Origin of the sequence: Pyramidobacter porci (genome assembly GCF_009695745.1) — a bacterium.
Classification (GTDB): domain Bacteria; phylum Synergistota; class Synergistia; order Synergistales; family Dethiosulfovibrionaceae; genus Pyramidobacter; species Pyramidobacter porci.
This window is the reverse complement of the sequence record NZ_VUNH01000007.1, coordinates 77,103-99,199: the sequence shown is the minus strand read 5'-3', so window position 1 is coordinate 99,199 and position 22,097 is coordinate 77,103. Positions and strand designations below refer to the sequence as shown.

19 protein-coding genes are annotated in these 22,097 nt (G+C 61.5%); 8 read left to right on the top strand and 11 right to left on the bottom strand.

The window, feature by feature from the left end:
* Window positions 1-92: 92 nt before the first annotated feature.
* Complete coding sequence (locus FYJ74_RS07455) at window positions 93-1,583, bottom strand: cobyric acid synthase (RefSeq protein ID WP_154528948.1); 1,491 nt, start codon at window positions 1,581-1,583, stop codon at window positions 93-95.
* Window positions 1,584-2,474: 891 nt separating this feature from the next.
* Here FYJ74_RS07455 and FYJ74_RS07450 point away from each other — a divergent pair.
* The gene (locus FYJ74_RS07450) at window positions 2,475-3,869 is read left to right on the top strand and encodes an MATE family efflux transporter (RefSeq protein WP_154528947.1); all 1,395 of its coding nucleotides are present in this window, start codon (window positions 2,475-2,477) and stop codon (window positions 3,867-3,869) included.
* Between the two features lie 292 nt (window positions 3,870-4,161).
* Here the strand turns inward: FYJ74_RS07450 and FYJ74_RS07445 are convergent, their stop codons facing one another.
* Entirely contained in the window at window positions 4,162-4,821 is a 660-nt protein-coding gene (locus FYJ74_RS07445) for an MIP/aquaporin family protein (RefSeq protein WP_078015256.1), read from the bottom strand.
* A 385-nt stretch (window positions 4,822-5,206) separates the two neighbouring features.
* A complete protein-coding gene (locus FYJ74_RS07440) occupies window positions 5,207-5,992 on the bottom strand; it encodes a transporter substrate-binding domain-containing protein (protein WP_154528946.1) in 786 nt (261 codons plus the stop codon).
* A gap of 205 nt (window positions 5,993-6,197) precedes the next feature.
* Here FYJ74_RS07440 and FYJ74_RS07435 point away from each other — a divergent pair, with 205 nt between their 5' ends.
* Entirely contained in the window at window positions 6,198-6,773 is a 576-nt protein-coding gene (locus FYJ74_RS07435; protein ID WP_078015259.1) for a nitroreductase family protein, read from the top strand.
* A gap of 246 nt (window positions 6,774-7,019) precedes the next feature.
* Here FYJ74_RS07435 and FYJ74_RS07430 read toward each other — a convergent pair whose 3' ends face one another.
* Window positions 7,020-7,289, bottom strand: a complete 270-nt coding sequence (locus FYJ74_RS07430; RefSeq protein ID WP_078015260.1) for a hypothetical protein — start codon at window positions 7,287-7,289, stop codon at window positions 7,020-7,022.
* Between the two features lie 31 nt (window positions 7,290-7,320).
* Entirely contained in the window at window positions 7,321-7,563 is a 243-nt protein-coding gene (locus FYJ74_RS07425; RefSeq protein ID WP_078015261.1) for a hypothetical protein, read from the bottom strand.
* 326 nt (window positions 7,564-7,889) lie between these two features.
* Between FYJ74_RS07425 and FYJ74_RS07420 the strand changes: the two genes are divergently transcribed.
* The 5 genes from FYJ74_RS07420 to FYJ74_RS07400 all read left to right on the top strand — a co-directional run bounded on the left by FYJ74_RS07420 (window position 7,890) and on the right by FYJ74_RS07400 (window position 11,348).
* Window positions 7,890-8,603, top strand: a complete 714-nt coding sequence (locus tag FYJ74_RS07420; RefSeq protein ID WP_154528945.1) for an AzlC family ABC transporter permease — start codon at window positions 7,890-7,892, stop codon at window positions 8,601-8,603.
* Window positions 8,600-8,926 carry a branched-chain amino acid transporter permease gene (locus FYJ74_RS07415; RefSeq protein WP_154528944.1) on the top strand — a complete coding sequence of 109 codons (327 nt, stop codon included), beginning with the start codon at window positions 8,600-8,602 and terminating at the stop codon, window positions 8,924-8,926. Before FYJ74_RS07420 ends, FYJ74_RS07415 begins: the two co-directional genes overlap by 4 nt.
* Window positions 8,927-9,119: 193 nt before the next feature.
* Entirely contained in the window at window positions 9,120-10,535 is a 1,416-nt protein-coding gene (locus tag FYJ74_RS07410; protein ID WP_154528943.1) for an amidophosphoribosyltransferase, read from the top strand.
* 298 nt (window positions 10,536-10,833) lie between these two features.
* Complete coding sequence (locus tag FYJ74_RS07405) at window positions 10,834-11,082, top strand: type II toxin-antitoxin system Phd/YefM family antitoxin (RefSeq protein WP_154528942.1); 249 nt, start codon at window positions 10,834-10,836, stop codon at window positions 11,080-11,082.
* Between the two features lie 5 nt (window positions 11,083-11,087).
* Complete coding sequence (locus FYJ74_RS07400; RefSeq protein WP_120372626.1) at window positions 11,088-11,348, top strand: Txe/YoeB family addiction module toxin; 261 nt, start codon at window positions 11,088-11,090, stop codon at window positions 11,346-11,348.
* A 277-nt stretch (window positions 11,349-11,625) separates the two neighbouring features.
* Here FYJ74_RS07400 and FYJ74_RS07395 read toward each other — a convergent pair whose 3' ends face one another.
* A complete protein-coding gene (locus tag FYJ74_RS07395) occupies window positions 11,626-13,005 on the bottom strand; it encodes a radical SAM protein (RefSeq protein ID WP_154528941.1) in 1,380 nt (459 codons plus the stop codon).
* Window positions 13,006-13,509: 504 nt separating this feature from the next.
* On the opposite strand from FYJ74_RS07395, the gene FYJ74_RS07390 reads away from it, so the two are divergent.
* Window positions 13,510-17,880, top strand: a complete 4,371-nt coding sequence (locus FYJ74_RS07390; protein WP_154528940.1) for a YadA-like family protein — start codon at window positions 13,510-13,512, stop codon at window positions 17,878-17,880.
* A 116-nt stretch (window positions 17,881-17,996) separates the two neighbouring features.
* On the opposite strand, the gene recA is transcribed toward FYJ74_RS07390, so the two are convergent.
* Genes recA through rimO form a run of 5 tightly spaced genes read right to left on the bottom strand, consistent with a single transcriptional unit; the run spans window position 17,997 to window position 22,093 of the window.
* Complete coding sequence (gene recA / locus FYJ74_RS07385) at window positions 17,997-19,157, bottom strand: recombinase RecA (RefSeq protein WP_120372822.1); 1,161 nt, start codon at window positions 19,155-19,157, stop codon at window positions 17,997-17,999.
* Window positions 19,158-19,193: 36 nt separating this feature from the next.
* Window positions 19,194-19,766, bottom strand: coding sequence for an RNA 2',3'-cyclic phosphodiesterase (thpR, locus tag FYJ74_RS07380; protein WP_195838850.1), 573 nt, complete (start codon window positions 19,764-19,766; stop codon window positions 19,194-19,196).
* A complete protein-coding gene (locus FYJ74_RS07375) occupies window positions 19,766-20,263 on the bottom strand; it encodes a CinA family protein (protein ID WP_154528938.1) in 498 nt (165 codons plus the stop codon). Before FYJ74_RS07375 ends, thpR begins: the two co-directional genes overlap by 1 nt.
* A 35-nt stretch (window positions 20,264-20,298) precedes the next feature.
* On the bottom strand, window positions 20,299-20,796 hold the full coding sequence (locus FYJ74_RS07370; RefSeq protein ID WP_195838849.1) for a phosphatidylglycerophosphatase A family protein: 498 nt from the start codon (window positions 20,794-20,796) through the stop codon (window positions 20,299-20,301).
* Window positions 20,789-22,093: a 30S ribosomal protein S12 methylthiotransferase RimO gene (gene rimO / locus FYJ74_RS07365; protein WP_326830905.1), complete on the bottom strand. Its 1,305-nt coding sequence runs from the start codon at window positions 22,091-22,093 to the stop codon at window positions 20,789-20,791. The genes FYJ74_RS07370 and rimO overlap by 8 nt, the downstream gene beginning before the upstream one ends.
* Between the last annotated feature and the right edge of the window lie 4 nt (window positions 22,094-22,097).

Genomic DNA, 22,097 nt, shown 5'->3' with positions numbered 1-22,097 from the left:
GATTGAATCGTGTTTTCGCAACGATTTACGCTATGCTCGATGAAAAATGTTCCACGTGGAACATTTTCGAAGGCGTCCGTTTTGCCGGCGCGCTACGCCTCGCGGGCGACGACACGGCGGATCAGTTGCATGTCGAGATGCTCGCGCAGGGTCTGCGCCAGCGCGTCGTACTGCCGTTCCTTGTGAGCCTTCCAGTCGAACGGTCGCGCCTCAAGCGTCACGCCCTTGCGCTGCGCCAGCGCGCCGAGTACGGCGCGGCGGCAGGCTTCGCTGTCGAAAAATCCGTGCAGGTAGCAGCCGTACACGCTGCCGCTCTGGCAGCCGTCGAGCGCGCCGTCTTCGATCCGGATCAGCGGCTCCGCGCCGTCGCCGCGGGTCGTCGCGCCGCAGTGGATCTCGTAGCCTTCCAGTTCGGCCCCGCTCAGCGCGGCGAAAACGCCTTTTACGGAGCCCGCGCGGGCCGTCGTGCGGGTGCGGCGCTTTTCGGGCCGAAAACGGGTGACGACCGGCAGCAGCCCCATGCCGGCGATCGAGCCGCCGCCTTCCACGCCCTCTTCGTCGACGATCTCGCGCCCCAGCATCTGGTAGCCGCCGCAGATGCCGATCACGGGAGTGCCGGAGGCGGCCAGCTTCTTCACGGCCGCTTCCAGCCCGCAGGCGCGCAGCCATTTCATGTCGCCGATGGTGTTCTTTGTGCCGGGGATAATGACGAGGTCGGGCGCGCCGAGGGCGCGAACGTTCTCCACGTAGCGCACGCCCACGCCGTCGGCCGCGTCAAGCGCCGAAAAGTCGGAAAAATTGGAGAGGCGCGGCAGGCGGATCACGGCGACGTCGAGCGGAGATACGGCGCGGCGCTGGCCGAGCCGGTCGCTGAGGCTGTCTTCGTCGTCGATGTCGAGCGGCGTCCACGGCACCACGCCCGCCACGGGCCGCCCCGTCAGCTCTTCCAACTGCTTCAGACCGGGCAGAAGCAGCTTCAGGTCGCCGCGGAACTTGTTGACGACGGTGGCCCGGACGAGGGCGCGCTCGTCCGGCTCCAGCAGCGCCAGCGTGCCCACCAGCTGGGCGAAGACGCCGCCGCGGTCGATGTCGCCCACCAGCAGTACGGGGATGCCGAGCCGCTTCGCCAGACCCATGTTGACGAAGTCGTCGGCTTTCAGGTTGATCTCCGCGGGGCTGCCGGCCCCCTCCACGACGATCAGATCGTACCCGGCGTCCAGCTTTCGGTAAGCGTCGAGCACGTCGGGCCAAAGCCTGTGCTTCATGGCGTAATAGCCTTCGGCCGTGTAGTTGCCGTAGACCTCGCCGTTGACGATCACCTGCGAGCCCTCGTCGCTGGTCGGTTTGAGCAGCACCGGATTCATCGCGTAACTGGGTTCGAGCCCGCAGGCCTCGGCCTGCACGGCCTGGGCGCGGCCGATCTCCAGCCCCTCGCGGGTGATGAACGAGTTGAGCGCCATATTCTGCGACTTGAACGGCGCGACGCGCAGCCCGTCCTGACGAAAAACGCGGCACAGCCCGGCGACGAGCAGACTCTTGCCCGCGCCCGACATGGTCCCCTGGATCATGAGCGACTTGGCCATTTGAGAAAATCCCCTCTTTAAAATAAAACGCACGCTGCGGATAAAAATTCCGGCAACTCGCCGCTCCTGCGTACGGCTGTCGTTGAAATTATAGCAGATTGGCGCGGGCAGGGTTGGCGCTGCGTTTTCGGAGAGTCCCGGCAAAAGGCCGGAGCCCCTACGGAAGGATGGTCGCGGAGGCAGCTGCAATATGAAGAAACAACGTTCAGCGGCCGCGTTTTTTGTGGCGGCGGCCGCGGGGGCAAAAAAAACGAGCGCCCCGCAAGCGACAAAACGCTTTTCGCCGCGCTCAGCGCGGCGGCAGAACTGGAGAGCGCCGCGCGTTCTCCGGGGAAGGGGCGGCGAATGACCTGCCGACTTTGCCCGAAGAGCCGCCGGACGGCGAAAATTCGTCGGGCGACCTTGACGGCGGGGAACGATGAGCGAAGAATCCGCTTGCGACGCCATTCTGACAGGTACTGGCCAGTCTCCGTGCGGTCAGCTCGCCGTCAAGACGTCGCGATACGCGCTCTCGTGAATCACGCGTTTTTGCACGAATCGTTGAATGGCAAAAACGCGAGATTTCGTGAGCTTTCCTGTTTGTGTACAGTGTCTCTCTTTTTCTGCAAGCGCTTACTACGGCTCTCCTCGTGCCTTTTCGGACCGGCAAGGAGCAAACGGCAAATTTGCTTTCCACCCCGATTTTTGCGATTGAATCGTCCCTATCCTTTCCTATTCAAGGCTATCGCGTCCTATCGCATTTGGATCTATTCGATTTTCATATATAATGTAATCATGCGCATGAGGAATTCCATGAGGGATTTCCACACTCCACTCGAGAAGGAAAAAGTGAATGTAGACAAAAATTTTGTCCCGCGTTCGTGTCTGAATTCGAAATGAGGTTGATTTATCATGACTCAGACTTCCACGTTGACCAGTATGAGTCAGGGCTCCATCGCCCGTCTGCTCTTCCGGTTTTCTGTACCTGCTACGCTTGGCCTCGTGGCCAACGCTTTTTACAACATCGTCGACCGTCTCTTCATCGGCCGTTTTGCCGGCGCCGACGGTCTTGGCGCCGTCGGACTGACGTTTCCGCTGACGGTTTTTGTGATCGCCGTCGGCTCGCTCGTCGGCGTCGGCGCGGCATCGCAGATGTCACGCCTGCTTGGCGAAGGACGGCGCCGGGATGCCGAAACGGTCCTCGGCAATGCCGCGGCGATCATGACGCTGTTCGCCGCGCTTTTCACGACCGCGGGGCTGTTTGGGCTCGACGGGCTGGTGAAAGCTTTCGGCGCCTCGCCCCATCTGGCGCCGCAGACTCGCATTTACACGGAAATTTTGTTCTGGGGAATGCCCTTCAACCTGTTGGGGTTCTCTCTGAATTACCTGATCCGCGCCGAGGGGCACCCCCGTTACGCCATGTGGACGCTGTGCGTCGGCGCGGGCATGAACGTGTTCCTGGACTGGCTCTTCATTGCGCGCATGCGCATGGGCATTGCCGGCGCGGCGCTGGGGACGTCGCTGGCCCAGATTGCCTCGTTCGTCTGGGTGGCGCTGTTTTATCTCAAGGGCGCGGGATCGCTGCGGATCAGCGCCGCGTCGCTGAAACCCAATGGGGACATCGTCAGGGAGATGCTCCTTGTGGGCGCCTCTCCCTTTTTAATGGAGCTCTTTTACACGGTCAGCATGATGCTCTTCAACAACGTCGTCAACGATCTCGGCGGCGATCTGGCCATTTCGGCCGTGGGCATTTTCTTTTGCTTGGACAACCTGATCTATCTGCCCGTGTTCGGCGTCGGCGAAGGGCTTCAGCCCATTGTCGGCTACAACTACGGCGCCCAGCGGTCGGACCGCGTCAAACGCACGATTTTATGCGCGCTTGCCGTCAGCTCCGTCTATTTCGCGATTTCGTTCATCGGCGCCGAGTCTCTTACGCGCGCCATGGTCACGCTCTTCGCGGCCGACGACGAGGCTTTGATCCGCCTCACGGTGCGGGCCATGCGCATCGGCTATCTTGGCATGCCTTTTGCGGCGGCAGGTATCGTCGCCTCGAACGCGTTTCTCGCCGTGGGACGTTCGGGCGTGAGTCTGTTCCTCAACTTCTGCCGCCAGGGGTTCCTTTTCCTGCCGGCGCTGTTGGTTCTGCCGCAGCTGATAGGACTTGACGGCGCGTGGAGCTGTTTCATCGTCGTCGATGTCGGAGGCGGGCTGATCGGCGCCATTCTGCTGTGGTATTTCTGGGAGAGCTTCAACGGCGGCGATCGCGACCTTCTCGGCACTCAGCTCGAAATCGCGTTCAATAAGTAGCGCGGAGGGGAGCTGCGGCTCTCGCATGTAGAAAACGCAGTTCATACAAACAAAGGGCGTGACGTTCGTTCGAGCGTCACGCCTTTTTTCGTCGGGAGTGCCTGCGCGGACCGGGAATCGTTTCTGCCGATTCCCGCGCCTTGATCCCGCTTTTCAATGATGCCTTTTTATTGGAAATCAGTACGATATTCTGCGCAGGAAACGCTGCAACGGCATCGGGACGCCGCCGCGCATACAAAAAAGCCGCCTCCCTCAGCGGGAAACGGCTTTTCTTTGGGACGGAACAAAAGAACTATTCGGTCTCGGGCTCGATCGCCTTCCAGACGATCGCGGCGACGACCGCGCCGGCCAGAGGCGCGGCGATGAAGACCCAGAGGTCTGCCATGGCGGCTCCCTTGGCGAAGAAGGCGGGGCCGAAGCTGCGGGCGGGATTGACGCTGGTGCCCGTGAAGTGGATGCCGAAAATGTGGATCAGAATCAGCGTCAGGCCGATGGCGAGGCCGGCGAACTTGTTGTGGCCGGACTTGGAGGTGACGCCGAGAATCGTCAGCACGAACGTGGCGGTGAGCACGCCCTCGACGGCGAAGCTCTTCACCACGTCGCCGCCATACAGCGCGTTGGCGCCGAAGCCGCTGTCCCAGCCGCAGAGGTAGCCGAGCAGAGCCGCGCCGGCCGTGGCGCCGGCGAACTGGGCGATCACGTAGCCGATAAAGTCGCCGAAGCTCATGCCGCCGGTCAGCAGCACGCCCAGCGAGACGGCGGGATTGACGTGGCAGCCGGAAACGTTGCCGATGGAATAGGCCATGGCGACGATCGCCAGGCCGAACGCCAGCGCCGTGCCCAGATAGGCGGCGTTGACCTGCGCGCCGTTGCAGCCCAGCACGACGGCCGTGCCGCAGCCGAAGAGCACGAGCACAAAGGTGCCGACAAATTCAGCGAGATACTTCTTCATTCTTTTTGACTTCCTTTCAACATAGAAGAAATTTACAGCGCCCGTATTATATCCGAGTTTTTCGGTCTCGGCAAATCCGCATAAGTTTTTCTATTTATGTAATCGGGAAACGCGAAGGGTTTTTCAAAGCGCCGTCCGGCGCCGGACGGGCTTGTCCAAAACGTCTCCGCCGAGCTTGGCCGCGGCGGCCGTCAGGCAGGCGAAGAGCCGTTCGCGGTCGCGGGGCAGCCGTCCGCGCCTCGCGGGCAGCGCGGTTGGATCTCCGCAAGGTCTTTGCGCGCCTGCGCCGGAGCGCGCCGTGAAACGGCGTGCGGAATGTTCCACGTGGAACATTGACGACGGGCATATACCGCGCGCTCTTCTTCGCGTCGGAAAGGAACCGGAGTTACTTGACGTTCTTCTTCCAGTCGTCGAGGCCCCATTTGTCGCGCAGAGCCTGGAACTCGCCGTTCTGCTTCATCTCTTCCAGCGCCTTGTCCACGGCGGCCAGCAGTTCCGGATCGTCCTTGGCGGCGCCGAAGGCCGAGCCTTTCGATTCCGTGGCCACGTTGGTCACGGCACAGACGGCGATCTTGCCGGCGAAATCTTTGGCCTGACAGTACTTGTAGCCCACGGGGCCGTCCAGCAGCGCGGCGTCGGCGCGGCCGAAAAGCACCTCGCGCAGACAGTCGTCGCTTTTCTGGTAGTTCTTGACGACGGCGTTCGGGATCGTGTGCGCGTAAGCGTCCTGGATCGTGCCCAGCTGCGTGGCGATGGTCATGCCGGCAAAGTCCGCCGCCGCGGCCTTTTCGTGCCCGGGCAGGACGAAAAACGCCGAGTCGGAATGATTGGTCACGCCGGTGAAGGCGATCTTCTTCCGGCGCGCGGGCGTGGCCGACATACAGGCGGCGATCAGGTCGATCTTGTGCGTCATCACCGCGGGCAGCAGGCCGTCGAAAGCCATGTCCACCCATTCGATCTTCTTGCCCAGCTTTGTGCCGATGCTTTCGATCAGGTCGATGTCGTAGCCCTGCAGCGAACCGTCGGGCGCGCGGAACTCGAACGGCGGAAACGTGCTCTCCGTGCCCACCGTCAGCGTTTCCTTCGTCATCGCGCCGGGCGTCGACCAGGCCGCCGCGGCAAAAAACAAAGAGGCCGCCAGTCCGATCGCGCCGATGTGCCGTTTTTTCATGATAAACCCCTCCTGAATAAACTTATTTGTTGTTAAATGAGATGACAATAAACTTATGTTCGATACCGTGAATGATACTTCGGTTCATTATATTTGTCAAGAATGCAATTAAATGAATAACAGTTTCGTTTCTTGCTCCACTTTTGTCCTGAAACTGCTAAAATAAAGACGCACGCAATTTCGATTCCCGAAGGAGGAATGCCGAATGACACTTTCCGAGCTTTATGTGGGCTGCCGCACGTACCGCCGCTTCGAACAGCGGCCGCTGCCGGACGGGCTGCTTCGCGCCATGCTGGAAAACGCCCGCATCGCCAGCACGGGGGCCAACGCCCAAACGCTGCGCTTCGTCGCGGTGCAGAGCGCCGCGCTGGTGGCCAAAATGCAGCCGCTCGTCAAATGGGCGGCCTATCTGCCCAAAGAGATCGGTACGCCGGCCGAGGGCGAACAGCCTGTGGCTTTTGTCGTCATCGTCAAAAAGGCTGGTTCGGGCGCGTTCGCCGACGTGGATGTGGGCATCGCCGCCAACACGATCGCCACGACGGCGTGGGAGGCGGGCGTCGGCAGCTGTCTGATGGGCTCCATTAACCGCGCCGAAATCGCCGCGCTGCTCGGCGTGCCCGCGGAGGATACCGTATTTCTCGTCGTCGCGCTGGGCTATCCGGCGCACAAAAGCACGCTTGTTCCCGTCGGCGCCGACGGCAGCGTCAAATACTTCGTGGACGAAAAACGCGACTACTTCGTGCCCAAACGCGCCTTTGACGACGTAGCGAAAATCGTTTAAGGCTATTTCTTGATAGAAAGCACTGATATAGTTTGCGGGGCGCTGCGGGGGAAGTTCAGTCGCTTAGGACTACCTCGACCGCAGCGCCCTTGCGTTCGTCTCTTTAATTAAGAAATAGTATAAGGCCGGCGTGCCTGTTTTCGGTTGGCGGCGCCGGAAATGTCTCCCGAAGAACACGAAAGAGCCTCGTAAAGCCCGGAGCACGGCTTTACAAGGCTCTTTTTGCGCGCTTTCCGTCGGGGGCGCTTATCGCACCGGAATGACCCGGTTCACGGCAAGGCGGCTCATCTCGCGTCCCTGCGCGTCGAGTTCGACGTAATGGAGCGCGTCGTACTTGAAGCCCCACTCGTCGGCATAGTAGCCGTCGGCGTGGCGGACGAGCAGGCGGTCCTCCTCGCCGACGAACGTGCAGATGTTTCCGCCTCGGTCGCTCATCACGGAGACGATGGGGCGGGACAAACGGTTGAACTGGTCGAGCGTGAAGGACACGCCGTGTTCGGACATGATCACGATCATGAAAATCGCTCCTTTCGGCCGGCGGGGTTCGTCAGGGAGCTTTCGCGCCGCCCCGTGCGGTTTCGACGGTATCGGCGCAGTCTTCCAGGATTTGGCGGTCGGCGGCGGAGGGGCGCCCTTCGGCGACGCGGCGGAGGAATTCCGAGGCCAGATCGTGCGGCAGGGACCAGAGGTCTTCCGGCGTTTTCAGGCGCATCCCTTCTCGCTCGTTCCACAGCACGGTGACGTGCGAACCGTCGGAAAAAGTTTTGCAGAAAGCCATCTCGTTGCTCACGGGACATCGCTCCTTTAGAATACTGATTTTCGATGAGAAAGCATCATTGGAAATGTCGCCCTGGCGCGGCCGAAAAGCATGCGGCACGCGATTTCATGCGGTTTTCGGCGCGCCTTCGGCGCTCTAAAGGGCGAAGAACCCGCGCTTTTTTGACGAAAACAAGTCCGAGATAACGGGCCACGGCGGCGGGGTGATCGCAGGGAGACGGTTTCCGCGCCGGCGGACGGGAGCCTTTTGCCTGCGCAAAGAAAGTTATTTTTTCATTCTCATTATAGGGATGCCGTCTTATAATTGTCAATCATTTTACGGTGAAACGGGGGGTTTTTATGAACGAGAAGGCGGTCATCTGCCGCGCTTTGCGAGCGGCTTTCCCTTTTACGATCCCGATTTTTGCGGGGTTCTGGTTCCTCGGCCTGACCTACGGCGTTTACATGAACGTGTCGGGGTTCAGCTTCTGGTATCCGCTGCTGATGGCGATGACGATCTTCGGCGGCTCGCTGGAATTCGTCGCCGTTTCCATGCTGACGGCACCTTTCGCGCCGTTGCAGGCGCTGGCGATGGCGCTGATCATCCAGGCGCGGCATCTTTTCTACGGTCTGGCCATGCTGGAGAAGTTCAAAGGCCTAAGCTGGAAGAAGCCGCTGCTGATCTTCCTCATGTGCGACGAGTCCTTCTCCATCAACTGCGCCGCTGCGGTTCCGGCGGGCGTCGATCGCGGCTGGTTCATGCTCTTTGTATCGCTGCTGAATTACGCCTACTGGGTGAGCGGCTCGGCGCTCGGCGGCGCGCTCGGCTCGTTGGTACGCTTCAACAGCGAAGGGCTGGAATTCGTGATGACGGCCATGTTTATCGTCATCTTCGTAGAGCAATGGCTCAAGGAAAAAAGCCACCTGACGGCGCTGATCGGCTTGGGCGCGTCGATTGTGTGCCTGTTCTGCTGCGGCCCGGATTCCTTTATGATTCCATCGATGCTCGTCATTTTTGCCCTGCTGGCGCTCTGGCGTCGTCCCATCGTCCGCCGAGGAGGCTATGAAGAATGACTCTGTCGCAGCAAATCATCACCGTCGCTATGTGCGCTCTCGGCACGATGATTACGCGTTTTCTGCCGTTCGTGAGCTTCTCTGCGTCGCGTCCAACGCCGCCGTTTGTGCGTTATCTGGGCAAGGCTCTGCCCGGCGCCGTGTTCGGTCTGCTCGTTGTCTACTGCCTGAAGAACGTCAGTCTGCTCGGCGGCACTCACGGCCTGCCGGAGCTGATCTCGATCGCCGTCACCGTGCGGCTGCACTTGTGGAAGCGGCAGATGCTCCTCTCCATCGCCGCCGGCACGATCTGCTACATGCTGCTCGTGCAGCTGGCGTTCTAGCGGGGCGAAAACGGGGCTGGGAGCGGAATTTTTTACTGCCGTTGCCGATCTGCAGCGGCACATTCCTGAAATATATCCTGTTTTATGCTAAAATGTTCTGGTAAAATCTCTGCACGGCGGAGCGCGGTTTTCCGAAGAAAGCCGCGTCGAATTTTTTTCGCGAACAGCGCGAAGCGATCAGGGGGAAGACATCATGGGCGGCTTTTTTGCGGCGGCGCTGAGGGAAGACTGCGTTTTCGATCTGTTTTTCGGCACGGACTACCATTCCCATCTGGGAACGCGGCGCGCCGGTCTGGCGGTTTACGGCAAAAAGGGGTTCGACCGCGCCATCCACAACATCGAAAACTCCCCCTTCCGCACCAAGTTCGAGAAAGAGGCCAACGCCATGCAGGGCACCATGGGCATCGGCTGCATCTCCGACTACGATCCTCAGCCGCTGGTGGTGCGTTCGCATCACGGCACCTACGCGATCACGACCGTCGGCAGGGTCAACAACAAAGACCATCTGCTCGACGTGATCATGAAGAACACCGGCATTCATTTCTTCGAAATGACCTCCGGCGACATCAACTCCACCGAGCTCGTCGCCGCCCTCATCAACCAGAAGGACAGCCTCGTCGAGGGCATCCGCTCCGCGCAGGAGATGATCGACGGCTCCATGACCCTGCTCGTGCTGACCGCCGACGGCGTTTACTGCGCCCGCGACCGCTTCGGCCGCACGCCGCTGACCATCGGCCTGAAGGACGAGGGTTTCTGCGCCTCCTTCGAGCCCTTCGCTTATCTCAACCTCGGCTATCGCGACTACAAGGAGCTCGGCCCCGGCGAGATCGACCTGATGACTCCCGAAGGCGTGACCACCCTCGTGCCGCCGGGAGAAAAAATGCGCATCTGCACCTTCCTGTGGGTCTACTACGGTTATCCGTCCTCGCACTACGAGGGCGTCTCCGTCGAGCAGATGCGCTACAACTGCGGCCGCATGCTGGCCCGGCGCGACGGCATGAGCCGCGAGCGGATCGACACGGTGGCCGGCGTGCCCGACTCCGGCATCGCTCACGCCATCGGCTACGCCAACGAATCCGGCGTGCCCTTCTCGCGCCCGCTGATCAAGTACACGCCGACCTGGCCGCGCAGCTTCATGCCCACCGTTCAGTCCAAGCGCGACATGATCGCCAAGATGAAGCTGATCCCCGTTCATGAACTGATCGAAAAGCAGCGCATGCTCCTCATCGACGACTCCATTGTGCGCGGCACGCAGCTGCGCAAGACCACCGAGTTCCTGTTCCGCACCGGCGCGCGCGAAGTTCACGCCCGCCCCGCCTGCCCGCCGATCATGTTCGGCTGCAAGTACATCAACTTCTCGCGCTCCAATTCCGACATGGAGCTGATCGCCCGCCGCATCGTCAGCAAACTCGAAGGGCACGAACCCGAGCGCGCCGTCCTCGAAGAGTACTGCGATCCCGAGTCGGAGCGCTACGCCGCCATGCTGGAAGGCATCCGCCGCCAGATGGGATTTTCCTCGCTCAAGTTCAACCGCCTCGACGACATGCTCGCCGCCGTCGGCGTCGAAGCCTGCAAACTCTGCACGTACTGCTGGAACGGAAGAGAATGAAAGACAAAACGGAGCCGGCCCGCTTTCCATTGAGGGAAAGCGGGCCGGCTCCGTTTTGCCATACCGAATGGACGCGGATAGCGGAAACATGACGTCCGTTTGCGGGCATGTCCGTTCGGGAAAAAAGACGCGCTTGCAGAAAGATCGTCCCATCGTGCCGGCGTCGGAAGGAAAGCGAACATTTTCTTGATTGTCAAGAGATCGTCTCGTTTTTTCGCGCTCGACTTATTGTACAGGATACTGTACAATATTTTGTACGGAAACCAGTGTGCAAATAAATATGAAAGGGGCGTTTGACATGCTAGCCGCAAATTATTCGACCATGCGGACAAAATTCAAAGAATACTGCGACGCCGCGGTCAACAACGACGAAGTCGTCGTGATTACCCGCAAAAACGAAGAAAACGTCGTACTGCTGAGCCTCGACAGCTATAACCGGCTCATGAAGAGTCTCCGCAACGCCGAATACGTCGCCAAGCTCGACCGCGCGTTCAAACAGCTGGAAGCCGGCGGCGGCCAGGAACATGAACTCACCGAAACGGACTAGCCGGCATGAATAAGCGCTGGTCGGACATAGCATGGGACGAATATCTTGAATGGCAATCCGTAGACAAGAAAGCCGTCAAGAAAATCAACGCGCTGATCAAGGACATCGAACGGAACGGAGTATCCAAGGGCATCGGCAAGCCTGAACTGCTGCGCTACATCAACGGCTGGAGCCGCGAGATCGACAAAAAGAACCGCCTCGTGTACCGAATCGACGAACACGAATTTTTGTTTATCGCCTCGTGCAAGGGGCATTACGAAGAGTAATACTAATTCTTGATAGTAAAGTATTAACATAGTTTTCTGGGCGCTGCGGGGGAGTTCAGTCGCTCAGGACTCCCTCGACCGCTGCCTCGACGACATGCCCGCCGCCGTCGGCGTCGAAGCCTGCAAGCTCTGCACGTACTGCTGGAACGGCAAAGAATGAACGCGCGCCCACGCGGCGAAATTCTTTCGCGAAAAAGGGCCTGCCTCCCGACTCGTGCCCAACGAGACGGGAGGCAGGCTCTTATCGACAGAGGCGCCGTGCGATCGAGAAACGGCATTACGAACCGCTCTCGACGCTGATGGCGACCTTTTCTTTTTCTTCCGCGCGGCGGCGCTGCCATAAACCGTCCGCCACGGGCGCCCAGAGGCGGGCGTATTCGTCGCACTTGGCGCACAGGTGTTCCGCCGATTCGGGCGACTGCAGATCCGTGGAACGGGCTCCCGTCGCCGAGACCATGGCGCGGAGTTTCTGCGGATTTTCCAGCATCGGACAGGGCAGCAGCATGTTCTCGTTGAACGGCTGTCCTTTGTGGTAGGCCATCAGCAGCGGCGACTGCAGCGCTTCCAGCAGCGTCTTCTCGCGGATGTTGGAGTCGGAATAATGAACGAACACGCACGGGTCGATGTCGCCGTTGGCGTTGATGTGCAGGTAGCGGCGTCCGCCGGCGATGCAGCCGCCCACGTACTCGGCGTCGTTCTGGAAGTCGATCGGGAACAGCGGCTTGGTGCGGCGGTAGCGGCGGATGCGCTCGTAGATCCCCCGGCGCTGCTCGGCCGTCGGCAGCAGCTCCGGCACGGCGTCGTTGCCGACCGGCATGTAATGGAAATACCAGACGAAGAAGGCGCCCATGGCGATCAGGCTGTCGTAAAACGCTTCCGAGGTGACCGATTCGTAGTTGGCGCGCGTGTAACAGGTGGAGATCCCGTAGAACAGCTTCTTGCGGCGCAGAAGATCGACCGCCCGCATCGCCTTTTGGTAGACGCCACGGCCGCGCCGGCCGTCGGTCGCTTCTTCGCCGCCTTCCAGCGAGATGGCGGGGACGAAATTCTTCACGCGCCGCATCTCGTCGGCGAAAGCCTCGTCGATCAGCGTGGCGTTGGTGAAGCAGAGGAACACGCAGTCCGGGTGCCGTTCGCAGAGGCGGACGAGGTCGTCCCTGCGCACCAGCGGTTCGCCGCCCGTGTAGATATACATGTAAACGCCCAGTTCCTTGCCCTGCCGGATGACGCTATCGATCTCGTCGAGGCTCAAGTTCAGGCTGTTGCCGTATTCTGCCGCCCAACAGCCCGTGCAGTGAAGGTTGCAGGCCGACGTCGGATCCATCAGGATCGCCCAGGGAATATTGCAGCCGTACTTTCGGCGGCATCGTTCCTGAACAGGCCATCCGCTCAGGTTGGCGTTGACGAAGAAATTCACCGCCAGCGTCTTCAGAACGTCGGCATCCACGTCCGTCAGGAGCCGGCGGACGAGCGGATAATAAGGATCCCGCGGATTGGCGATCGCCTCTCTGACCGCCTGACGCTGCGGCGCGAACTCGCCGCGGTCGAACCGGTCGGCCCAGTCGATCAGCTTTCTGAGATTTTTCTCGGGCTCCCTGAACACGTACTTGAGAGCCTGTTCGATGCCCAACTTCTTGATCGTCGTCGAAAAATCCATCAAAAACGCCCCTTTCGTTCCTTTTCGAAATGCCGTGAATCTTGCGGGAATGCCGCTGTCCCCTCGGCCGGGAACGGGCGCGGCGCCTTCCGGAAAAGAGAAAAGCACCCGTTCCCGCGAAGCGTGACGAACTTCGCCGGTGCGGATGCTCCCGATCATGCAGACAAAACCGTTTTCTTGAAGAGGCCTCGACCGGCGCCCTCGAACGAGCCCCTCGGGCCGACGCTTCGATTGTGCCCGAACGGGAGCGTTTGAGCGTTCCCAAACACGCGGAGTCATTTTCTATAAAATAATTATATCATAAGTGAGTATATTCGTGGCCGGGAAACGGCGAGCCGAATAATAAAAGTATAAAATCGCAGCGAAGGTATCGCATGACGACAGACGAACGCACAAGAAATTGAAGAATCTTATTGCTTATAAAAAAATATCTGTTAGAATGGTCACACAATAAACATCTTTTTATAAAAACTTTATGTGCATAAACGAAGGAGAGTGACGTCAATGAGAGAAACACGAGAATTTATGGACATCGCAGCCCCGAGCATCGGACGCGAGGGGGGCGATTTATGCAATGAAAAGCATCCGTCGTCCGCTCTGAAAAACGCCGCGCTGGCGGCCGTGGCGCTGGGATTGATGCTGATGCGCCCCGTACCGGTGATGGCGGCACCGCCGTCTTCCGAGACCCGAACGGCCTACGTGGACAAGGCGTCGTGGGAGCGGGTGGTCCTGGCGAACGGCAGGTGGTACAAAGCCAACGCCGACGGTACGCCCGATACGGCGCAGGAGATAGACGCCGGGAATATCACCATCGGCATGGTTGACGTCCCCATCCAAAGCGGGCTGCCCGTCGGGATGCTGCCCGATCTGCACTATTTTTCGGTCAACGCGGACGACAGCGCGTCGCCGCCGGGCACCAACTGGAACAACGACGGTGCCAAAGGCGAGAAAGCTCTGGCGATCGGCCCCAACGCCCTTGCCAGAGCTAAAAGATCCATCGCCCTCGGATTGGGCGCGGAGACGGGAAGCGCCACACTCTCTTTACCCCAGCAGTATGCTGATGATTCCATCGCCATCGGGACTGAGGCAAAAGCAAAAGGATTCGAATCAATCGCCATCGGGAAAAATACGCTTAGCGAAGGTTACGCCATAGTGATCGGAAGCGAAGCGAAAACTGACACCACAGATCCCAAAGATTCGGTCATCATTGGACATCAAGCTGTTGCGAAGTCAGGAAACACCGTGGTTATTGGTGGGCAAGCCCACTCAGAGGGCAACAACGGTATTGCTATCGGTACTCAAAGCTCTGTTGAAAAACATGCAGGCGTTGCTATCGGCGGCGTAGGTTCTTTATTGCAACCCGTTGCTGTTCCCTCAGGAACTCCCTTGATGGGAGCCGTGACGTTAGAACAAAATAGCGTAGCGCTTGGCTCGCAGGCAAGGGCCGCCGGCGACAGCGCGATTGCCATCGGTCTAGTCAGCCACGCGGCGAAAGAAAAAGCTCTAGCAATCGGGGAACTCAGCTATGCGGGAAGTCATGCCAACGCCACTGGAGCCAGCTCAAGGGCGTTGGGAACTTCAAGTATCGCTGTAGGTACTCGCACATTGGCAACCGGCCCGGCCGGAATCGCTCTGGGAGCTAACGCTGTCAGCCTGGTGACACCCTATTTGAAGAACGGGGCGATTGAAAGTTATGACGGAGGTGTTTCGGTAGGACGAATTTCTTTCAGTGCGGGGAATGGCGCGGCGCTGGGACGCAGCGCTACTGCGAACGGCTATGGCAGCACCGCTTTGGGTGCGTATTCGAAGATCGCCGATCCGGAGATCACCGACGCATTTGTGCAGAACAAGCTTGACACGGACGCCGACTTCAAGAACAAGATCGAGACCACATACGCGTCAGAACTGGGAAAATTCGTAGACGGCGTTGGAGACGAGCAGGATCGGAAAAAAGCAATGCTTCTGGGCTTGGCCCGCGAGTATCTTTATCAGGAAAAAGCGCAGATGGAAGGCACCGCGGTAGGCTTCTATACAAACGTATCCGCTCAGCGCGGCGTAGCCCTCGGAGCGCGAAGCGTCGCCGACCGTGCCGGCTTCACGGAGTCTAAGATCGCTCCCTTCAGCGGAGTCGATTTAAAAGGGAAAACCTATGGCGCCGTCTCGGTGGGCGGCAATGGTAAGCTGCGGCAGATCATCAACGTCGGCGACGGCACGGAAGCCACTGACGCGGTGAACCTGCGTCAGCTGCAGGCGGTCGCTGACATGGCTGCCGGCGCGGCCAACGCTGACATGTACTTTCACGTCAACCCCGGCGCGGGAGTCGCTCCCGTCGGCACCAACAAAGGCCCCATGACGGCCACGGCGGGCGCCGGAGGCGCCAACTCGCTGGCAGCCGGTATCAACGCCAAGACGGGCAAGGATGCTGAAAAATCCGTGGCGATCGGCTATGGTTCCTATGCGAAGGAAACCGGCGCCGTTTCGATCGGCAGCGGCGCGGGCGGCGAATATGGAGCTGGTATTTCCATCGGCGACGGCAGCGTTTCCCAGCGTTCCACCTCGCTTGCCATCGGAACCGGCGCGAAAACGGGGCACGGCAACGGGCCTACCGCCGGTGGCGGCGACATCGCCGTCGGCGATCAGTCTTTTGTTGAAAATTACGTCAACCAGAGCGGCGGCATCGCGATCGGGCAGAAGAGCCACGTCGAAAATATGTACGGTTCGCGGGAAAGCCTCTTTGCCTTCGGACAGACCGACTACAGCGGCGGAACGCCGGCCGATCCGTCGAAAGTCGCCACGGGCATCGCGATAGGCCAGAACTCCTACGCCCGCACCGGCAGCCTGATGGTCGGTACCCACAATTATCGGGGGCTGCTGGGAGACGTGACAGTCGACAGCGCAGATACCAAAACCTTTAATCTGGACATCAACTCGACTACCCTCGGCACGAACAGCTATAACGAGGGAGCTTTCTCCACCGTGACCGGCGCGTATTCGATCGCGTCCGGAAGCTACAGCACGGGCAGGGCGAAGAATTTCGGCGCCAACATCTACGGCGCTTTGAACAGCATTGAATCGGAGACGGCTGCCAGTCCTCTTTCCGGCGTCGCCAACAGCGTCGTCGGCACGGCGAACCGGACGTTCAACTCCAACGGCTCGCTGATTTTCGGCGCCGGCAACGAGATCAAAAACTCCGTCGCGGTTATCACAGGTATGCCGGCCAGCGGCGGAGATTCCGCCAAGGCGCTGGCCGACAGCCTGCGCGCTGCGGTAAAATCTTCGGAAGGCGGCGGCGCGGTCCTTGCCGTCGGAGGCGGCAATACGGCGGATTACGCGCAGGCCTCCCAGCTGATGGGCGTGAACAACACGCTGACCGGCACGAGCAACGCTATCAGCAGGTACAACCTGCTCGACGGCTACAAGAACACCGGCGAAAACGTCAGCCACATTACCGTGATCGGTTCGGGGAACACCGTCAAAAACGGCGAGTTCAACATCGTGCTGGGCGACAGGCGCGGCATGTACGGCAAGAGCCACAACGTCGTCATCGGCTCCGCGGACGGCGCGACGGAGACGACCGCGTCGGACGCCGTCATCATTGGGTATAACGCCAACGCTTCCGTCGACGGCGGCGTGGCCCTCGGCAGCGGCTCAGAGGCCTCTGTCGACAAAGGCGTCGTCGGCTACGATCCCACCCCTGGGGCAGACCACGCCAACGATACGACCGGCGTCTGGAAATCCACCGCCGCAGCCGTTTCCGTCGGCGCGGTGACAATCACGGGAGGAACGCCGGTCACCCGCCAGATCACCGGCGTCGCGGCCGGCGTCAACGACACCGACGCCGTCAACGTCGCCCAGCTCAAAGCCCTGCTCGGCGCCGGCGGCGGCTCCTGGAATCTCGATACCAAGCCCGGCACGCAGCCGGCAGTCGCCGTCAATCCCAACGACACGGTAACGTTCACCAGCGGCGACAACATCACCATCACCCGCACCGACAAAAACGTCACGATCGCCACGAAAGCCGACGTGAACTTCAACAGCGTCACGGCAAACACCTTTACGGCCGGCGACACCTCGATCACCGACAACGGCCTCGTCATTGAAAACGGCCCCTCGGTCACCAAGGCCGGCATCGACGCCGGAAACAAAAAGATCGCCAACGTCGCCAAGGGCGAAGTCAGCCAGACCAGCGCCGACGCCGTCAACGGCTCCCAGCTCTGGGGCGCCTCGTCGAGCGTATCCAACCACTTCGGCGGCGGCTCCACGGTCAACGTCGACGGCACGGTCTCCGCACCCACCTACATCATCCGCGGCGGCACCTACCACAACGTCGGCGACGCCCTCAGCGCCGTAGACACACAGTTCAACAACATCTACAACAGATTCGGCGACGTCTACAACCAGATGGGCGAACTGAGAGGCGAAATCAAGACCACCGGAGCGCTCGGCTCCGCGCTTGCCGGCCTGAAACCCATGCAGTACGACCCCGTCGAACCCAGCCAGATCATGGCCGGCTTCGGAGCGTACAGAGGCGAGTACGCGCTGGCCCTCGGCTTCGCGCACTACCTGAAAGAAGACTTCATGGTCCACGCCGGAGTGTCCGTCACCCACCACGGCGATTCGATGGCCAACGCCGGACTGACCTGGAAGATCGGCAGGAAAGAAGACAAGGATCAGATCCCCGAACGCTACCGCAAGGGCCCGATCAGCAGCGTCTACGTGATGCAGAAGGAGAACGCCGAGCTGCAGGCCCAGGTGGCCTCGCTCAAGCACAAGCTCGCCGAGAGCCAGGCCGACCAGGCGCGCGAGATCGCCGAACTGAAGTCGGATATGGAAAACATGAGACGCCTGCTGCGCGCCTCCGGCAAGCTCAAGTAACGCCGGTTTTCGACGGGACGGAAAACGGCGAAGAAACGCGAAGGGCCCCCGATCGCACGATCTACGATCGGGGGCTCTTCGCGTTTCTTCGCCGCGCTTTCGGGGAAAACGCAGCGTTACTTTTTGCTCTCTTTCTCCGTTTCGTCCTGCATGGACTCGTCGGAGATGTCCAGATCGATCACTTCTTCGTCGATATCCACGCCGTGGCCACTGTCCACGGAATCTTCGTCGTCGCTTTTTTCCGGCGCCGCGTAGAAGCCCAGGCCTTCGGCGGCCTGATCGAGCACGGTCTTGCGGATCTCGGCCAGCATCTCGGGGTTCTTGTCGAGGAACTCGGCCAGACGGTCCTTGCCCTGGGCGAGCGTCTCGCCCTTGTAGGTGAGCCACGAGCCCTTGCGCTTGACCACGTTGGCGTCGATGGCCATGTCGACGATGGACATGGTCAGGGGGATGCCCTTGCCGTAGATCAGCGAGCAGTGGGCGCTGCGGAACGGCGGCGCCTGCTTGTTCTTGACCACCTTGATGTAGAGCTCGTGGCCGATCACGTCGTCGCCCTTGGAGATCTGCTTGCCACGGCGCACTTCGACGCGCACCGAGGTGTAGAACTTGAGAGCGCGGCCGCCCGTCGTCGTTTCCGTGGGGCCCTTGGAGTAGCCCGTGGGGATCGTGGCGCGCAGCTGGTTGATGAACACGACGACGCAGTTGCTGCGGGCGATCGAGGCGGTGAGGCGGCGCAGTCCGTAGGACATCAGGCGCGCTTGCAGCCCCACCTGGCTCTCGCCGATCGTGCCGTCGATCTCCGCCTGCGGCGTCAGCGCCGCCACCGAGTCGACGACGACGATGTCCACAGCGCCGCTGCGCACCAGCGTCTCGAGGATGAAAAGCGCCTGCTCGCCGCTGTCCGGCTGCGACAGGTAGAGCGATTCGATCTGCACGCCCAACGCCGCCGCGAGACGCGGATCGAGCGCGTGTTCGGCGTCGATGAAGGCCGCCACGCCGCCGGCCTTCTGCGCTTCGGCGATGGCGTGCAGCGCCAGCGTGGTCTTGCCGCTGCCCTCCGGTCCGAAAATCTCGACGATGCGGCCGCGGGGAAGGCCGCCGATGCCGAGCGCCACGTCCAGCGGCAGGATGCCCGTGGGGATCACTTCCACGTTCGCCGTGTTGCGCTCGCCGAGGCGCATGATCGAACCGTCGCCGAACTTGCTGCGGATGTCGTCGAGCGCCTGCTCGAGAATGTCCTCGCGCGTCAGTTTTTTGCCCTTTTTTGTTTCAGCCAAGGGAAACTCCTCCAGTCTCTGTGGTTTTATCGGAATCTACGCTCCGTCCACCGCCGTTCCCAAGCGGCAGACCGTCAACGGTTCGTAGCGCGGCCCTGCGGGCGTCAGGCGGCTGCGCATGAAGATCGCGCGGTCGGCCGTCCAGCCGCGCCCGGTGAGCTTCCACGGGCGCAGGGCGTCCAGCGCCGCCGGGTCGAACCCGCGCGAGGCGTCCATACGGGCCAGTGTCAAGTGAGGCGAGAACTTCCGGCCGTCGGGCGGCAGCCCCTCGTCGCGGCAGGCGCCTTCGATCAGGGCGTTCAGCCGTTCGAGCGCCGCCGTGTCGCCGCCCAAACCTGCCCAAAGCACCCGCGGCGGCCGGCCGAACGTGCCTGTTTTCCGCAAAGTCAGCGTCGGCGGAGCGGCCCGACGTTCCGACAGCAGATCTTTCACGCGCTCGCCAAGAGCCTGCGCCGCGGCTTGCGGAATCTCGCCGCAGAAACGCAGCGTCACGTGCAGATCGCCCTCCGCCACCCAGCGGACGCCCGAAACCGCGGCGCGGTTTGCGGCGATCTCTTTTTTCAGCTCGGGCGCAAGCGGCAGGCAAAAGAAACAGCGCACGCGCTCCATCACTCCGCCTCCGCCAGCGCCTCGACCAGCATCGAGAGGGCGTGAGCCGCCGTCTGCGCTCGCACTGCGGCGCGGCCGCCGGCGAAACGGCGCACGTGGGCTTCGACTCCGCGAGGGCCGCATAAGCCGAACCATACCGTGCCGACGGGTTTTTCCGCGCTGCCGCCGTCGGGGCCGGCCACGCCGGTCACCGACACGGCCCAGTCGGCGCCGAGCGCTTTCGCCGCGCCCTGCGCCATGAAACGCGCGCATTCGCCGCTGACGGCGCCGACCGTGTTCAGAATTTCCTTCGGCACGCCCAGCAGCTTCGTTTTCACCGCGTTGGCGTAGCTGACGACGCCGCCGAGAAAGTACTCGCTGCTGCCCGGGACCGCCGTGATCGCGCCGGCGATCAGACCGCCCGTGCAGGATTCCGCCGTGCCGACGGTGACGCGCCGCGCCAGCGCCAGTTCTTTGAGTTTCAGCGCCAGCGCCGTGATGTTTTCTTCCTGCGTCATCACTCACGGACCTCCTTCGAAAATCGCCGCGTTCCCTAAAAAGGCCACCAGCCCTCGATGAAGACCTTTCTCAGGCCCCAGAGCGCCAGATTGGCCAGAACGCCGCCGGCCGCGTCGTCGAGCATGATGCCCACCCCGCCGGGAACCTTTTCGCAGGCGTTGACGGGCCACGGCTTGAGGATGTCGAAGAAACGGAACAGCAGGAAGCTGGGGATGAGGAAATTCGCCGCGCCGCTGCCCTGCCCGACCACGGCCACGTGACCGATCGTGGCGATCAGCTGGCCGACCACCTCGTCGATGATCACTTCGCCGGGATCAGCGCGGCCGCAGGCTTTTTCGTACGCCCCCGCCGCCCAGACGCCGACCGCCGCCAGCGCGACGATCGCCGCCAGGCGGGCCGGCTCGGGCAGAAAAACCGCCAGCACGCAGGCCGCGGCGCTGCCGGCCGTGCCCGGCGCTTTCCTAACGATTTTCCCCAATCCGCCGACGGTGGCGATCAGCCCCGCCGGCGTCATCACAGGATCGTTATTCATGAATCGCCACTCCCGACAAGTCATATTCCGATGAAGCGGTGATCTTCACCGCGATCACATCGCCCGGACGGGCGTCTTCGGCTCCCGTCGCCGTGACGACGCCGTCGATCTCGGGCGCGTCGCGGAACGAACGTCCGGCGCATTCGCCCGTTTCGCCGTCGATCTCGTCGATCAGCACGTTCAGCGTCTTGCCGACGAAACGCGCCTGCCGCGTCAGCGAGACCTGCTGCTGCAGTTCCATCAGTTCGTTGTAGCGCGCCGTCTTTTCCGCCTCGGGGATCTGATCGGGAAACGCCGCCGCCGGCGTGCCGTCCTCGGGCGAATAGGCGAACGCGCCAAGGCGGTCGAAGCCGATCTCCTCGACGAAGTCGAGCAGCTTGTCGAACTGCGCCCGCGTCTCGCCGGGGAATCCCACCATCAGCGTGGTGCGGAAGGCGAAATCGGGATCGATCTCGCGCCCCCTTTTGAACAGCTCGCGGATATGGCGCTCCACCGGCGGGCGGTTCATGCGCCGCAGCACGTCGTCGTCGACGTGCTGGATAGGGACGTCGAGCCACGGCAAAATCACGGGGCTGGCGGCGACGCGCTCGAGAAAGGCCGCGTCGACCAGCGAAGGATGCAGATAAAACAGCCGCAGCCAGACGCCGCGAGGCAGTTCCTTCTCCAGCTCGTCGAGCAGGCGCGGCAGCGAAGGCCGGCCGAACAGGTCGGAACCGTAAATGCTCAGTTCCTGGCCGACCAGGCACAGTTCCTTCGCGCCTTCATCGACGAGACGGCGCGCCTCGCCGACGACCCTTTCCACGGGCACGCTGCGCAAACGGCCGCGGATGCCGGGAATGGCGCAGTAGGAACAATGGCTGTTGCAGCCTTCGCTGATTTTCAGATAGCGCGTCCAGGGAGTGCCCGACAGATCGGCGCGCAGGCAGCCCGATTCCGCCGCGGCCGGCACGTCGCGCCCCATCTCGCGGAGCAGGGCGCCCCAGTCTTCCGATCTGGCCCAGAAGTCCACTGTCGGGAACTCGGCTTTCAGTTCGTCGCCGTAGCGGTTCAGCATACAGCCGACGACGGCGATCCGGCTGATAACGCCTTCTTTTTTCAGACGTTCCAGATCGAGGATGACCTGAATGCCCTCTTCCACGGCCGCCTGCAGAAAGCCGCAGGTGTTGACCAGCGCAACGTCGGCGTCTTCGGCGCGGCCGACGAGATGGAATCCCGCCGCCTCGAGGATGCCGCCGAGGTGTTCGCTGTCGACGGCGTTTTTCGGGCAGCCGAGGCTGACGATGTAAAGGTTCTTCACAGGG

Excerpts from the sequence above, each read along its gene's own strand:
- FYJ74_RS07455 (WP_154528948.1), bottom strand. The coding sequence starts at position 1,583 with ATGGCCAAGTCGCTCATGATCCAGGGGACCATGTCGGGCGCGGGCAAG.
- FYJ74_RS07450 (WP_154528947.1), top strand. The coding sequence starts at position 2,475 with ATGACTCAGACTTCCACGTTGACCAGTATGAGTCAGGGCTCCATCGCC.
- FYJ74_RS07445 (WP_078015256.1), bottom strand. The coding sequence starts at position 4,821 with ATGAAGAAGTATCTCGCTGAATTTGTCGGCACCTTTGTGCTCGTGCTC.
- FYJ74_RS07440 (WP_154528946.1), bottom strand. The coding sequence starts at position 5,992 with ATGAAAAAACGGCACATCGGCGCGATCGGACTGGCGGCCTCTTTGTTT.
- FYJ74_RS07435 (WP_078015259.1), top strand. The coding sequence starts at position 6,198 with ATGACACTTTCCGAGCTTTATGTGGGCTGCCGCACGTACCGCCGCTTC.
- FYJ74_RS07430 (WP_078015260.1), bottom strand. The coding sequence starts at position 7,289 with ATGATCGTGATCATGTCCGAACACGGCGTGTCCTTCACGCTCGACCAG.
- FYJ74_RS07420 (WP_154528945.1), top strand. The coding sequence starts at position 7,890 with ATGAACGAGAAGGCGGTCATCTGCCGCGCTTTGCGAGCGGCTTTCCCT.
- FYJ74_RS07415 (WP_154528944.1), top strand. The coding sequence starts at position 8,600 with ATGACTCTGTCGCAGCAAATCATCACCGTCGCTATGTGCGCTCTCGGC.
- FYJ74_RS07410 (WP_154528943.1), top strand. The coding sequence starts at position 9,120 with ATGGGCGGCTTTTTTGCGGCGGCGCTGAGGGAAGACTGCGTTTTCGAT.
- FYJ74_RS07405 (WP_154528942.1), top strand. The coding sequence starts at position 10,834 with ATGCTAGCCGCAAATTATTCGACCATGCGGACAAAATTCAAAGAATAC.
- FYJ74_RS07400 (WP_120372626.1), top strand. The coding sequence starts at position 11,088 with ATGAATAAGCGCTGGTCGGACATAGCATGGGACGAATATCTTGAATGG.
- FYJ74_RS07395 (WP_154528941.1), bottom strand. The coding sequence starts at position 13,005 with ATGGATTTTTCGACGACGATCAAGAAGTTGGGCATCGAACAGGCTCTC.
- FYJ74_RS07390 (WP_154528940.1), top strand. The coding sequence starts at position 13,510 with ATGAGAGAAACACGAGAATTTATGGACATCGCAGCCCCGAGCATCGGA.
- thpR (WP_195838850.1), bottom strand. The coding sequence starts at position 19,766 with ATGGAGCGCGTGCGCTGTTTCTTTTGCCTGCCGCTTGCGCCCGAGCTG.
- FYJ74_RS07375 (WP_154528938.1), bottom strand. The coding sequence starts at position 20,263 with ATGACGCAGGAAGAAAACATCACGGCGCTGGCGCTGAAACTCAAAGAA.
- FYJ74_RS07370 (WP_195838849.1), bottom strand. The coding sequence starts at position 20,796 with ATGAATAACGATCCTGTGATGACGCCGGCGGGGCTGATCGCCACCGTC.